Origin of the sequence: Pseudomonas putida (assembly GCF_026625125.1) — a bacterium.
Taxonomy (GTDB): Bacteria; Pseudomonadota; Gammaproteobacteria; order Pseudomonadales; family Pseudomonadaceae; genus Aquipseudomonas; species Aquipseudomonas putida_X.
The window spans coordinates 3,224,451-3,237,701 of sequence record NZ_CP113097.1 but is presented as its reverse complement, the minus strand read 5'-3'; the positions used below and the strand labels follow the sequence as shown (position 1 = coordinate 3,237,701).

Below are 13,251 nucleotides of genomic sequence, written 5' to 3'. Positions count from 1 at the left end.
CGCCATGTACGAATCGATGATGAAAGTGATCAACGGGTATGGCCTGGTCAGTGGTTTCGCAGTGATCGGCGTAACCATGTGGCTGTCCTACTGGCTCTCCGACAAGCTGACCCGCGGGCGTCTGCATGGCTCTGCCATCGCGATTTTCCTCGGCCTGGCATTGTCTTACGTCGGTGGGGTGATGACCGGCGGGCAGAAAGGCTTGGTGGACATTCCGCTGCTGTCTGGCATCGGCCTGCTGGGTGGGGCCATGTTGCGCGACTTCGCCATCGTCGCCACGGCTTTTGGCGTCAACATCGAAGAACTCAAGCGCGCCGGGCTGTCCGGGGTGATCGCGTTGTTCTTCGGTATCGGCACCTCGTTCGTCGCAGGGGTAGGGGTGGCCATGGCCTTTGGTTACACCGATGCGGTCAGCCTGACCACCATCGGCGCCGGGGCAGTGACCTATATCGTCGGGCCGGTGACGGGCGCTGCGATTGGTGCAAGCTCCGAGGTGATGGCGCTGTCGATTGCCGCGGGGCTGGTCAAAGCCATCCTGGTCATGGTGGTGACGCCCTTCGTGGCCCCGATGATCGGTTTGAACAACCCGCGCACCGCGGTGATCTTCGGTGGCTTGATGGGCACCTCCAGCGGCGTGGCGGGCGGCCTGGCGGCGACCGACCCCAAGCTGGTCCCCTATGGCTGCCTGACCGCAGCGTTCTACACTGCCCTGGGCTGCCTGCTGGGCCCCTCACTGCTGTACTTCTGCATGCGTGGCCTGATGGCCTAGCCGAGCCTTGCTGCGGTGGTTCTGCCGAACCGCCGCGGTGCGCGGCGCTCAGTTTTCCCGGCTGTACATTCGGCACTCCGCCAGCAGTGCCAGCAGGTTGGGCTCGCGCTCGCGGGCCTTGAGGAACACCACACCGATATGCTGCTGCAGCCGGTAACGCGGCTGCAGCGCAATCAGCTTCACACGGTTTTCGTACACCGCGGCAATGCGCCCGGGCAACAGCGCAAAGCCCACCCCCGAACTGACCATGCTCAGGAGGGTGAAGATGTCGTTCACCTGCATCGCCACCTTCGGCTCGAACCCTGCCTGCTGGAACACCCGTGCGCCATCACGGTGGGTGGCAAAACCTTGGGTCAGGGTGATGAAGGTGGACTCGGCCAGGTCCGCCAGGTCCACTTCCTGTTGCTCGGCAAACGGCGAATCGGTGGGCACGGCGAGGTAGATATCGTCGGAGAACAGCGGCAACTGCTCGCAGGCAGGGTCGGCCACGCTTTCATCCAGCGACACCAGCACCGCTTCGAGTTCATGATTCTTCAGCCGCTGCAGCAGGTCGACGTTCGAGCCCAGGGTCAGGTCGATGTTCAGTGCACTGCGCCGCAGCTTCAGGCCCATCACCAGTTTGGGCACGGTCTTGACGGTCAGCGAGTACAGCGCCCCGAGGCGGAAGCGTTCGGCGTAGAAGCCGGCCGCCTCGCGGGTCTGGCGCACCATCTGCTCAGCGTCCTGGATCAACTGGCGGGCCTTCTTCTCCAGAACATAGGCGCTTTCGAGCGGAATCAGCTGACGACCTTCGTGCTTGAACAGCGGGCAGCGCAGGGCGCTTTCCAGCGAATGAATGGCCCGGTGCACGCTGACCGCGCTGGTGGACAGCTCGGCGGCGGCGCGGCCGAGGTTGCCGCTGCGCATGAAAGCGAGGAAGGTCTCAAGCTTTTTCAGGGTCAGTTCTTCGTCGATCAGCATGTTCAGGCCCTGAAATGAAAGAGCTGCAAAGCATGCCACAACCTCACCCGGAAGGGTGATGGCCGGCCCCGGCATCCCATGCAAGAATCCCAACCATGACCACCCCGGCATGGGACAACGACAATGAGCAAAGACCGGCTGAAATCGCCCGACTGGTATGCGCAGATGGGCCGTGTCATCGACGCCCAAGGCACGCCGGGCTTCGTCGAGGCGTTGTTCGCCGCGCTCAAGTTGCTGGCGCCGTGCCAGGCCATCACGGTGTTTCTTTACCCACGCAAGGGCCTGCCCTCGGCGCTGTTCGTCAAGGACGAGGAGGGCCCATGGCTGCCGGAAGGCAACGTGCAGCGCTACCTGGAAGGCTACTACCTGCTGTGCCCGTTCTACCGTGCCTGCATGGACGGTGTGGCGGCCGGCTGCTTTCGCCTCAGCGACGTTGCCCCGGACCATTTCAAGCGCAGCGAGTACTACCTGTCGTTCTACCAGCACGCACACCTTGAGGACGAACTGAACTTCATCGTCCCTCTGGATGAACACCTGACCATCGCCGTGGCCCTGGCCAGTACCCGCCGCCTGGACCGTCAGCAGGTCAGTGACCTCAAGTGTGTGGCGCCCTGGGTGGTGGCCGTGGTGCGTCGCCAGTGGAGCCACCTGGATGTCGACGCCGTGGGCGGGCGCTTCGAAAGTGCCCTGGGCCGGCAGATCAACGCCGCGCTGAACAACTTCGGCTCTTCACTGCTCACGGAGCGCGAGTGCCGTATCGCGCAGTACCTGCTGCGCGGCCACTCGACACGCTCGCTGGCCGAGCGCCTGGGCATCAGTGAAGACACGGTCAAGACCCACCGTAAGAATCTCTACACCAAGCTGGACATCGCCAAGCAGTCCGAGCTGTTTTCGCTGTTCATCGATTCGCTGGCCCAGGCCCAGGAAGGCCTGAGCAAGGACCCGCTGGAAAGCTACCTGCGAAGGCGCTGACGGCGCCACGTCCACCCACATCCACACCACCTGCAACCGGCCGCACGCGCGGCCGAAAGGGAGACCTGCGTGCATACGAAAAGCGATTGGCAGCAGCGCGCTGCACGGCAAAGCTTCATCACCACGGCGCTGATCGACGGCCGCCCGCTGGCCCCGCAGTCCGGGGAGACCTTCGATGCCATCAACCCGGCCAACCGGCAGTTGCTGGCCCAGGTCGCCGCGTGCGGCGATGCCGAAATCGACCAGGCAGTGCGTGCCGCGCGGCGCGCCTTCGAGCAAGGCCCCTGGGTGCGCATGGCACCTGCGGCGCGCAAGCGCGTGTTGCTGCGCCTGGCTGAACTGATGATGGCCCACCGCGAGGAACTGGCGCTGCTCGACTCGCTGAACATGGGCAAGCCCGTGATGGACGCCTACACCATCGACGTGCCAGGCGCGGCCAACGTATTCGCCTGGTACGGCGAGGCGCTGGACAAGGTCTACGACCAGGTCGCGCCAACTGCTGGCAATGCCCTGGCCACGGTCACGCGTGAAGCGCTGGGTGTGGTCGGCGCCGTGGTGCCATGGAATTTCCCGCTGGACATGGCTGCCTGGAAGGTCGCCCCGGCACTGGCCGCCGGCAACAGTGTGGTGCTCAAGCCCGCCGAGCAATCGCCGTTCTCTGCCCTGCGCCTGGCCGAGCTGGCGCTGGAGGCAGGGGTGCCCGAAGGGGTGCTGAACGTGGTGCCGGGCCTGGGTGAAAGCGCTGGCCGTGCCCTTGGCCTGCACCCGGATGTGGATTGCCTGGTGTTCACCGGGTCGACCCAGGTGGGCAAGTACTTCATGCAGTACTCGGCGCAATCAAACCTCAAGCAGGTGTGGCTGGAGTGTGGTGGCAAGAGCCCGAACCTGGTGTTCGACGACTGCCAGGACCTGGACCTGGCAGCGGAGAAAGCGGCCTTCGGCATCTTCTTCAACCAGGGCGAGGTGTGCTCTGCCAATTCGCGCCTTTATGTGCAGCGCTCGGTGCACGACGAATTCGTCGAGCGCCTGCTGGCCAAGGCCCGCCAGTGGCAGCCCGGCGATCCCCTCGACCCGGCCAGCCGTGCCGGCGCCATCGTCGACGACGCGCAGAGCGCACGCGTCATGGCGGCCATCGAGCAGGCCCAGGGCGACGGCGCCCGCCTGTTGTGCGGCGGCCAGCGGCTGAGCTTCAACGGCTCGAACAACTTCATCGCGCCGACGGTGTTCGCCGACGTGCGTCCGGATTCGGCCCTGGCCCGCGAAGAAGTATTCGGCCCCGTGCTGGCGATCACGGCCTTTGACGACGAAGCGCAGGCCGTACGCCTGGCCAACGACAGCGTTTATGGCCTGGCCGCTTCGCTGTGGAGCGACGACCTCAACCGCGCCCACCGCGTGGCCCGGCAGTTGAAGGCGGGCACTGTCTCGGTCAACACGGTCGATGCCCTCGATGTGGCGGTGCCCTTTGGTGGCGGCCGCCAGTCGGGCTTTGGCCGCGACCTGTCGCTGCACGCCTTCGACAAGTACACCCAGCTCAAGACCACCTGGTTCCAGCTGCGCTGACCCTCACTCACGGAGAACAACAATGAACGCCCCCTTCCAGCCGCAACGCGACACCCGCGACTACCAGGCCAGTGACGCGGCCCACCACATCCACGCCTTCCTTGACCAGAAGGCGCTCAACGCCGAAGGCCCGCGGGTGATCACCCGCGGCGAACGCCTGTACCTGTGGGACAACGACGGCAGGCGCTACCTGGACGGCATGTCTGGCCTGTGGTGCACCCAGCTGGGCTATGGCCGCAAGGACCTGACTGCCGCCGCCGCCGCGCAGATGGACCAGCTGGCGTACTACAACATGTTCTTCCACACCACCCACCCGGCGGTGATCGAGCTGTCCGAACTGTTGTTCAGCCTGCTGCCCGGGCACTACAGCCACGCGATCTACACCAACTCCGGCTCCGAGGCCAACGAGGTGCTGATCCGCACCGTGCGCCGTTACTGGCAGGTGGTTGGGCAACCGAACAAGAAGGTCATGATCGGCCGCTGGAACGGCTACCACGGCTCGACCCTGGCCGCCACAGCGTTGGGTGGCATGAAGTTCATGCATGAAATGGGTGGGCTTATTCCGGATGTGGCGCACATCGATGAGCCGTACTGGTACGCCGAAGGCGGCGAGCTGAGCCCGGCCGAGTTCGGTCGTCGTTGTGCTTTGCAACTGGAGGAAAAGATCCTTGAACTGGGTGCAGAGAACGTTGCCGGTTTCATCGCCGAGCCGTTCCAGGGCGCGGGCGGGATGATCTTCCCGCCGGAAAGCTACTGGCCGGAAATCCAGCGCATCTGCCGCCAGTACGATGTGTTGCTGTGCGCGGACGAGGTGATTGGTGGCTTTGGCCGTACCGGTGAATGGTTCGCCCATGAGTACTTCGGTTTCGAGCCTGACACGCTGTCCATCGCCAAAGGCCTGACGTCGGGTTATGTGCCCATGGGTGGCCTGGTGCTGAGCAAGCGCATCGCCGAGGCGCTGGTGGAGCGGGGCGGGGTATTTGCCCACGGCCTGACGTATTCCGGCCACCCGGTGGCAGCCGCAGTGGCCATCGCCAACCTCAAGGCGCTGCGCGACGAAGGCATCGTGCGCCAGGTCAAGGACGATACTGGCCCATACCTGCAGCGCATCCTGCGTGAGGTATTTGCCAACCATCCCTTGATTGGCCAGGTGCAGGGCGCGGGGTTGGTGGCGGCGTTGCAGTTCGCCGAGGACAAGGGCAGCCGCAAGCGTTACGCCAATGAGAATGACCTGGCCTGGCAGTGCCGCACCTACGGATTCGAGGCGGGCGTGATCATTCGTTCGACCCTGGGGCGGATGATCATGGCGCCGGCGCTGGTGGCCACGCATGGCGAGCTCGATGAGCTGGTGGACAAGACGCGCATGGCCGTGGACCGGACGGCGCGGGGCTTGGGGATTTTGTAAGGTTCCCAGGAGGGCTCGCGTTGCGAGCCATCGCCGGCAAGCCCGGCTCCCACCTGGATTGCGCCGGCTTTTGGACATTGGGCAAGACCGTTGCTTGCACAGGTAAAGCGCAGGCCTGAAGAACTGCGCGGTCGTGGTGGGAGCCGGCTTGCCGGCGATGGGCCTTTACAGGCCCACCCTCAGTGCGGTGCCCGGGGGATGGTCTTGAGCAGGTCTTCCGGACTGATGTGCCCGACGACCTGTGCCACGGCACTGCCGGGTGTCGGCAGGTCGATGATGTGGCTCTTCATCTTGCCAACCACATGCATTTCGCATGGCTTGCAGTCGAACTTCAGGGTCAGCACTTCATCACCCTGGATCAGCTGCATCGGCGCCACCTTGGTGCGCACGCCGGTCACACCCTTGGCTTGTTTGGGGCACAGGTTGAACGAGAAACGCAGGCAGTGCTTGGTGATCATCACCGGCACTTCACCATGCTCCTCGTGCGCTTCGTACGCCGCATCGATCAATTGCACGCCGTGGCGGTGGTAGAAGTCGCGGGCCTTTTGGTTGTACACGTTGGCCAGGAACGACAGGTGCGACTCCGGGTAAACCGGCGGCGGCGTGGTCTCGGCCTTGCGCCCGCCACGCGGGTGGGCCTTGATGCGCGCTTCGGTAAGCGCCTCGATGGCTTCGCGGCGCAGGGCCTTGAGCTGCGAGTTGGGGATGAAGTAAGCCTGCGGTGCGTCCAGCACGATGGCGTTGGCGTGGTACATCGTGGTACCCAGCTGGCCGAGCAGGTCGTGCAACTGGTCCAGGGCCTGCTGGGGCTTGTTGGCTACGCCGAACGGGCCATCCAGGGCGACCTGCACACTGACGCCTTCCTCACTGCAAACCCCCAGCATCAGGCGCTGCTCGGTGAGCACGGCGTGCCACTCCACACCGACACGGCGCTCGGCCGAGGTGCGCTGCAGGGCCTGCTGCCAGTTGTGGTCCAGGTTGCGCGACAGCGGGTGATTGGGCCGCAACTTATGCAGGCCTTCAGGCATCTCGTTGGGTTCGACCCGGTAACGGTAGCGCTTGTGGCCGTCTTCTTCGAACTCGCCACGCGGCTCAGCGATGTTGGCTCGGAACCCCACCACTTCACGCTTGACCAGCACGTTGAGGCCATCGCCGTTGGTCAGCGGTACTTCGGTGACCACCTGCAGGTCGCGCTTGCCGACTTTTTCCACCACACCTACCGGCAGGCCGGTGAAAGTGGGTGAGTCGAAGGCGCCGATATCCACCTTGCGGTCGGTGACGAAGTAGTCGGTGCTGCCGCGATGGAAGGTCTTGTCAGGATCGGGGACGAAGAAGTGCTCGGTGCGGCCGCTGGAGGCACGGGCCAGGTCCGGGCGGTCTTCGAGAATGGCGTCGAGCTCTTTGCGGTAGTGGGCGGTGATGTTCTTCACATAGCCCATGTCCTTGTAGCGGCCCTCGATCTTGAACGAGCGCACCCCGGCATCGACCAGGTCGCGCAGGTTGGCGGTCTGGTTGTTGTCCTTCATCGACAGCAGGTGCTTCTCGAACGCCACCACGCGGCCCTGGTCGTCCTTGAGGGTGTAGGGCAGGCGGCAGGCCTGCGAGCAGTCGCCACGGTTGGCGCTGCGGCCGGTCTGGGCGTGGGAAATGTTGCACTGGCCGGAGAAGGCCACGCACAGCGCGCCGTGAATGAAGAACTCGATGGCTGCATCGGTCTCGGCGGCGATGGCGCGGATCTGCTGCAGGTTCAGTTCACGGGCCAGTACCAGCTGGGAGAAGCCGGCCTGGTCGAGGAACTTGGCCCGCTCCAGGGTGCGGATGTCGGTCTGGGTGCTGGCATGCAGCTCGATCGGCGGGATGTCCAGTTCCATCACCCCCAGGTCCTGCACGATCAGTGCATCGACGCCGGCATCGTACAGCTGATGGATAAGCTTGCGCGCCGGTTCCAGCTCGTTGTCGTGCAGGATGGTGTTGATGGTGGTGAACACGCGGGCGTGGTAACGCCGGGCGAACGTCACCAGCTCGGCGATTTCGCCGACTTCGTTGCAGGCGTTGTGGCGCGCGCCAAAACTCGGGCCACCGATGTAGATGGCGTCAGCGCCGTGCAGGATCGCTTCACGGGCGATGGCCACGTCACGGGCAGGGCTGAGCAGTTCCAGGTGATTCTTTGGAAGGGACATGTCGTTATAGGTTCGGGCTGTCACGGTAGGGCGGCATTGTAGCGGGGAAATGGGCCAGTGGCATGCTCTGCCTGCCCAGAGGTGCTTGGCCGGTACTGCGTGCTGCTTGGGTTGGGGCCGCTTTGCAGCCCCTGGCGGTGGTACCGGCTGTGTCAGCCCTTGGCGGCCATGGCGGTCACTTCCACACGCATTTGCGGGTACGCCAGCGCCGCCACGCCCACGGCAGCACGCACCGGCCACGGCTTGCTGAAGAAACGCTGGTACACCTCGTTGAAGGCGGCGCGGTCGGCCATGTCGGTGAGGTAGATAGTCAGGTGCATGACCCGGTCCATGCCGCTGCCGGCCTTTTCCAGGGCCTCTTTGAGGGCCTGCAGGGTGCTTTCGCTCTGCTGCACGATATCGCCGTCCAGATCAGCAGGAATCTGGGTGGTGACCAGCACGCCGTTGAACTCGGCGACGTCGGAAGAAATGGATTCGGCATCGGAGTCGGGGGTGAAGATGATGTCGGTCATGAAGTGTTTGCCTTGCGACGGAAGGAAAGCCGCAAGCCTACGCGAGCACGGCGCAGGGGTCGAGCCACAGGGCGCCGCTTGGCCCATGCGCATTGTAATACCGCGCCACGGCGGTCAGAATCGCGCCGATTGTTGAGCAAGGGGCTTGAGTTGAACGAACAGACATTGTCCATGCGCCTGGAGCGCGTGGCGGCGCATGTGCCGCAGGGCGCGCGCCTGGCCGATATCGGCTCGGACCACGGCTACCTGCCGGTGGCCCTGGCGCTGCGTGGCACGATCGAAGCGGCCGTGGCCGGGGAGGTGGCGCATACGCCTTATGCGTCGGCCCAGCGCAATGTGCGCCGCAACGGCCTTGACGAACGCATCACCGTTCGCCTGGCCGATGGCCTCGAGGCGATCCAGGCGCAGGACCGCATCTCGGCGGTCAGTATCTGCGGCATGGGTGGCGACACCCTGTGCGAAATCCTGGAGCGGGGCAAGGCACGCCTGAGCGGCAGCGAGCGTTTGATCCTGCAGCCCAACGGCGGTGAGCGCGAGCTACGGGCCTGGCTGATGGCCAACGGGTATCGGATCGTCTGCGAAGAGGTGTTGCGTGAAAACCGCTTCGATTACGAGATCATCGTTGCCGAGCCGGGCGCAGCGGTGGTCTACAGTGCCGAAGAGTTGTATTTCGGGCCGGTGCTGATGCGTGAGAAAAGCCCAGCGTTCGTCACCAAGTGGCAACGCATGCTGCGTCAGAAGCAGCAGACCCTGGCCAACTTCGAACGCGCCCGGGATGCGATCGCGCAACACAAGCTGCAGGACTTTGCCAGGCAGGTTGGCTGGATCACCCAGGTGCTGGCCTGAGTCATTGCTGCGAGCAGTTACCCATTTCCCGGTAGTTGACCTCGTGGGTCTGGCCCTGATGGTCGACGTAGACCATGTGCGCGGTGCCCACCTGGCAATCGGCAATGTTGCTCGCCGGGGAGATCGAGACGACTTTGGCGACATCCAGCGGCATGCCGTATTCGTAGTTGGCGCTGTCGCTGGCGACCGGTTGGGCGGCGGCCGGGGCGGCCAAGGCACCGAACGAGGCAAAGGCGGCAGCGCACGCAAGCAACGCGATCGAGCGTTTGATGTTCATGGAAAGCTCCTTCATCAATGTTTCACCCATGATGTATTGCTTTGCTGCGCACAATAAATGGGCTAAGTCGTGATAGATTCCTGCCTTTAGTGTACGAATAAGCACGAACCAAGGAGACCAGCCCCCATGGACATGCTGCACGCCATGCGTACCTTCACCCGGGTAGTGGAGTGCGGCAGCTTCGCCGCCGCGGCCAACGCCCTGGACATTTCTGCCGCCCAGGTGTCGCGGATCGTCGCCGAGCTGGAAAACCAGCTGCAGACCCGCCTGCTGCACCGCACCACCCGGCGCCTGCGCATGAGTGAGGCCGGCGAGCGGTTTCTGGAACGCTCGCGGCAGATCATGCTGTTGACCGAGGAGGCGGTGGGCGAAGCGCGTGGCGCGCACCTGACCCCCCGTGGCAGGCTGCGCCTGCATTGCCCGCACGGCCTTGGCCTGTTGCTGATGCCGCTGGTGGCCGGTTACAACGCCCTATGCCCGGAGGTGGTGGTGGAGCTGACCCTGTCCCAGCGCAACCCCGACCCGCTGGTCGAAGGCCACGATGTGGTGATCACCCTGAACGAGGCGCTGCCCGACTCGCAGCTGATCGCTGTGCCGCTGGGCACCGTGTTCAGTATCCCCTGCGCCGCGCCCAGTTACCTGGATGCCCATGGCGTTCCCGAGCGGCCCGAAGACCTGCATGAACACCGGTGCCTGCGCATGGCGTACCCGATGTATGAAGGCGACTGGGTATTCCCGGAGGGGTTGGACCATTGCGTTATCTCGCCGCGCGACGGCTTCATGACCAACGTCGCCGACGCGATGCTGGTGGCCAGTGAACTGGGCATGGGCATCGGGCTATTGCCGTTCTACACCGCCAGCCAGGCGATCGAGCAGGGGCGCTTGCGGCGGCTGCTGGCGCCTTACCGTCTGCGCGAGTGTGCGCTGTATGCCATGTATCCCTCGCGGCACTACCTGGATGCCAAGGTGCGGACCTGGATCGACTATCTCAAGGAGCAGCTACCGGCACTGTTCGCAGGGCATGAACAGATTGTCGATGACACCCAGTACTGGCGTTGAATCAGATCCGGGGCTCTCGCGGAAAAGGTGGCAGTAAACACCGACCCCTATTGGCGCATGTGCCAATTTTTGCCCGGCATTGGTGCAAAATTGGCGTACAGAGGGCATGGCTACCTACCTAATCATTAGCTTGCATACGAGTTGGCGCAGTACTTGCTGTCACTTTGCCATTGTGGTGTCGCGTATGGTGAAGATAATGTCGCTTTCAAGTGGTTCCATGCAGTTGTCATCGGGTGAGCAGCGTTGGCTGCCGTGGTTCGGAAAAACCGGCAAGCTCAGCATGGGCTGGTCGTGCGGGCTCAACCGAGCGATGTATCCGGTCATCGAGCAGACTTTCGAAGCCATGGCCCAGACGCGCATGCAATTGCTGCAAAGCTGGGCGCGAGAACAGTGGGAGCACCTGGCCGAACTCGCTGAGAACCTTGCCTCGTCAGTGGCTCACGCCGACCGCACTGCTTTGCTGGACAAGCTGGCCCAGGCGAACGACTTCTCGGAACTCTTCGTCGTCGATACCGATGGCAGGGTTGTGCTGTCGAGTTGGGCGCAACGAAGCAATGGCCAACCCATCGCACAGTGTGGCGCTTTGGCCCAAGGGCTGAAAGCGCCGTTCCTGCACGGCCCGTATGTCGATCCGCTGACCTTGCAGATCGGCCCTTCTTCATCGCGGTTTCACGATGAAGTCACGTTGATGTTCTATCAACCGCTCAAAGCCCAAGGGAAGGTTTACGGTTGCCTCTGCGGCCGGGTGCCCAACGATGTGGTGGGCGACCTGATCCAGCGCGAAGCCGGGCATATCTATGCCGAGTCCGGTGACAATTACCTGTTCATGGCGCAATCGCATTTCGACCCTGCTATCGCACCGGGCACCGCCCTGTCGCGCTCACGTTTCGAGGATGGCACCTTCACCCACGGGGAGAACCTCAAGAGTGGGGTGCATACGGCGTGGAGCACCGTGCAGGTCCAGCACCACACCGAGCTCGAACTGCGGTTTACCGACCCTGCCACCGGCGAGCTTCATCCCGGTGTGCGGGAAACCATCCGCCAGGGCGCCAACCTGTTCGTGACTTATCCTGGCTATTCGGACTATCGCCATGTGCCCGTGGTGGGCAAAGGCGTCACATTCCAGTTGCCGGGCTCGCCGGACCGCTGGGGCATGATGTGCGAAGCCGATCTGGAGGAGGTCTATCGGCGCCGCTCGCTCAGCTACGGGTTGATGAAGCCCTACATCGCCATCATGGCGGGCGTGTTTGGTTGCAACTTTTTGGTGCAACACTACGCGGGCTTCGGGCAAGGCATCGCCGATGCGTTGCTGGCGCTGGCCATGCTGGCTGCCACGCTGCTGTTCAGTGCAGTGGGGCCAAGGCGGCTGGCTGCCAGGTTCAATGGCATGACCGATGTGCTGCGTACCATCGCCGAGGGTGAGGGCAACCTGCGCCAACGCCTGGACACCACGACCATGGCCAATGACGAAAGTGGCGACATGGCGCGCTGGATCAACAGTTTCATCGACCGCTTGGACTCGGTGGTAGGCCAGGTGGTCAAGGCCAGCCGCACGGTGGGCGCCACCAACCAGATGATGCTGGGCCGCAGCCACGAAGCGAGCGTCACCTCCACCGAGGTGGCCGAGGCGGTGCACCAGATGATGATCATCATGGAGGAGCAACTGGGCGAGCTGCAGCAGGCCTCGGTCAGCGCAGAGCAGATGAAGCAGGCCATGGACGAGGTGGTCAGCCGTGCCCGCGAGCAGTACCTGGCGGTGCAGGCTGGCACCCAGTCGATTCGGGATGTGGTAGCGCGCTCGTCTTCCAGTGTGCAACTGCTCGACAGCCGGATGGCGCAGATCAGCAACATCAGCGGGCTGATCAGCGACATCACCAACCAGACCAACCTGCTGGCCCTCAATGCCGCCATCGAGGCCGCCCGCGCGGGCGAGCATGGCCGAGGTTTCGCGGTGGTGGCCGATGAAGTGCGCAGCCTAGCGGCGCGTACGGCGCGTGCGGCCGACGACATCCGGCACATGGTCACCGGGCTGCAGAGCGAAACCGGGCAAGCCGTCAGCTTCATGGAGCAGGGCGTACAGAACGTCGATGACAGCCTGCGCCTGGCCGAGGACGCTTCATCGGAGAACGTCCAGCTGCACCAGGCGGTAGAGAGCATGTTCCTGATCATCCAGCAGCTCAACCAGCGCAGCCTGGCTTATGGCAGGACCATTGAGCAGGTCAACCAGTCTTCCAGCGAAATGCGCCAGACGGCGGTGGTCCTGCAAAGCAGCGCCGAGACGGTGAAGGCCAATGCCAGCAAGCTGCAGAAGCTGGTCGGGCAGTTCGAGGTCAGCAGCGACACCAGGCCGGCCGCGGCGGCTTGAGGGCCACTGGGATGCTCCGGTTTCACCGCATCTGGCCGCCTTACGTTATCATCCGCGGCCACGACCGGAGCAGCCCATGGCCAAAGACATCGATAACCCTTGCGTCTCGCTTTGCCAGCTCAACAGCGAGCTGTGCGTGAGCTGTGGCCGAACCCGTGATGAAATCCGCAAGTGGCGCGGCATGAAACGCCCGGAGAAGATGGCCACCGTGCAGCGCGCTGCGACGCGGATGAAGGCCATCGTCAAGAAAAACGCCAAGCGCCAGGGCAACGAGTGATATACCGGACCGCCCAGGGCCTGAATACATCCCTTAAGATGTTGCCTGCCTGATCAACCCTTTGTACCG

Annotated in this window: 12 protein-coding genes; 8 read left to right on the top strand and 4 right to left on the bottom strand. The window is 63.9% G+C overall.

What is annotated here, in order from left to right; translation table 11 throughout:
- The first annotated feature begins 4 nt into the window (after nt 1–4).
- The gene (madM, locus tag OSW16_RS14935; RefSeq protein WP_267816333.1) at nt 5–769 is read left to right on the top strand and encodes a malonate transporter subunit MadM; all 765 of its coding nucleotides are present in this window, start codon (nt 5–7) and stop codon (nt 767–769) included.
- A gap of 48 nt (nt 770–817) precedes the next feature.
- Here the strand turns inward: madM and OSW16_RS14930 are convergent, their stop codons facing one another.
- Entirely contained in the window at nt 818–1,729 is a 912-nt protein-coding gene (locus OSW16_RS14930) for a LysR substrate-binding domain-containing protein (RefSeq protein WP_241803619.1), read from the bottom strand.
- Between the two features lie 123 nt (nt 1,730–1,852).
- Between OSW16_RS14930 and OSW16_RS14925 the strand changes: the two genes are divergently transcribed.
- From OSW16_RS14925 to OSW16_RS14915, 3 genes are all read left to right on the top strand, one after another.
- On the top strand, nt 1,853–2,701 hold the full coding sequence (locus OSW16_RS14925) for a helix-turn-helix transcriptional regulator (RefSeq protein ID WP_241803618.1): 849 nt from the start codon (nt 1,853–1,855) through the stop codon (nt 2,699–2,701).
- Between the two features lie 69 nt (nt 2,702–2,770).
- Nucleotides 2,771–4,261: an aldehyde dehydrogenase gene (locus tag OSW16_RS14920; RefSeq protein WP_267816330.1), complete on the top strand. Its 1,491-nt coding sequence runs from the start codon at nt 2,771–2,773 to the stop codon at nt 4,259–4,261.
- A gap of 22 nt (nt 4,262–4,283) precedes the next feature.
- The gene (locus OSW16_RS14915) at nt 4,284–5,666 is read left to right on the top strand and encodes an aspartate aminotransferase family protein (protein ID WP_267816328.1); all 1,383 of its coding nucleotides are present in this window, start codon (nt 4,284–4,286) and stop codon (nt 5,664–5,666) included.
- Nucleotides 5,667–5,845: 179 nt separating this feature from the next.
- Here OSW16_RS14915 and OSW16_RS14910 read toward each other — a convergent pair whose 3' ends face one another.
- Both OSW16_RS14910 and OSW16_RS14905 read right to left on the bottom strand, forming a co-directional pair.
- Nucleotides 5,846–7,846, bottom strand: a complete 2,001-nt coding sequence (locus OSW16_RS14910; protein WP_267816326.1) for a peptidase U32 family protein — start codon at nt 7,844–7,846, stop codon at nt 5,846–5,848.
- A 152-nt stretch (nt 7,847–7,998) separates the two neighbouring features.
- The gene (locus tag OSW16_RS14905; RefSeq protein WP_241803614.1) at nt 7,999–8,358 is read right to left on the bottom strand and encodes a RidA family protein; all 360 of its coding nucleotides are present in this window, start codon (nt 8,356–8,358) and stop codon (nt 7,999–8,001) included.
- Nucleotides 8,359–8,508: 150 nt separating this feature from the next.
- Here OSW16_RS14905 and OSW16_RS14900 point away from each other — a divergent pair, with 150 nt between their 5' ends.
- Nucleotides 8,509–9,204: a tRNA (adenine(22)-N(1))-methyltransferase gene (locus OSW16_RS14900; RefSeq protein WP_267816323.1), complete on the top strand. Its 696-nt coding sequence runs from the start codon at nt 8,509–8,511 to the stop codon at nt 9,202–9,204.
- A 1-nt stretch (nt 9,205) separates the two neighbouring features.
- On the opposite strand, the gene OSW16_RS14895 is transcribed toward OSW16_RS14900, so the two are convergent.
- Nucleotides 9,206–9,475 (bottom strand): DUF2790 domain-containing protein, encoded by a 270-nt coding sequence (locus tag OSW16_RS14895; RefSeq protein WP_267823980.1) that lies wholly within the window; start codon nt 9,473–9,475, stop codon nt 9,206–9,208.
- Between the two features lie 132 nt (nt 9,476–9,607).
- Here OSW16_RS14895 and OSW16_RS14890 point away from each other — a divergent pair, with 132 nt between their 5' ends.
- The 3 genes from OSW16_RS14890 (at nt 9,608) to OSW16_RS14880 (ending at nt 13,182) form a co-directional block, all read left to right on the top strand.
- A complete protein-coding gene (locus OSW16_RS14890; RefSeq protein WP_267816321.1) occupies nt 9,608–10,540 on the top strand; it encodes a LysR family transcriptional regulator in 933 nt (310 codons plus the stop codon).
- Nucleotides 10,541–10,646: 106 nt separating this feature from the next.
- Complete coding sequence (locus tag OSW16_RS14885; protein WP_418941991.1) at nt 10,647–12,905, top strand: methyl-accepting chemotaxis protein; 2,259 nt, start codon at nt 10,647–10,649, stop codon at nt 12,903–12,905.
- Nucleotides 12,906–12,981: 76 nt separating this feature from the next.
- Entirely contained in the window at nt 12,982–13,182 is a 201-nt protein-coding gene (locus OSW16_RS14880; protein WP_241803610.1) for a DUF1289 domain-containing protein, read from the top strand.
- Nucleotides 13,183–13,251: the final 69 nt, after the last annotated feature.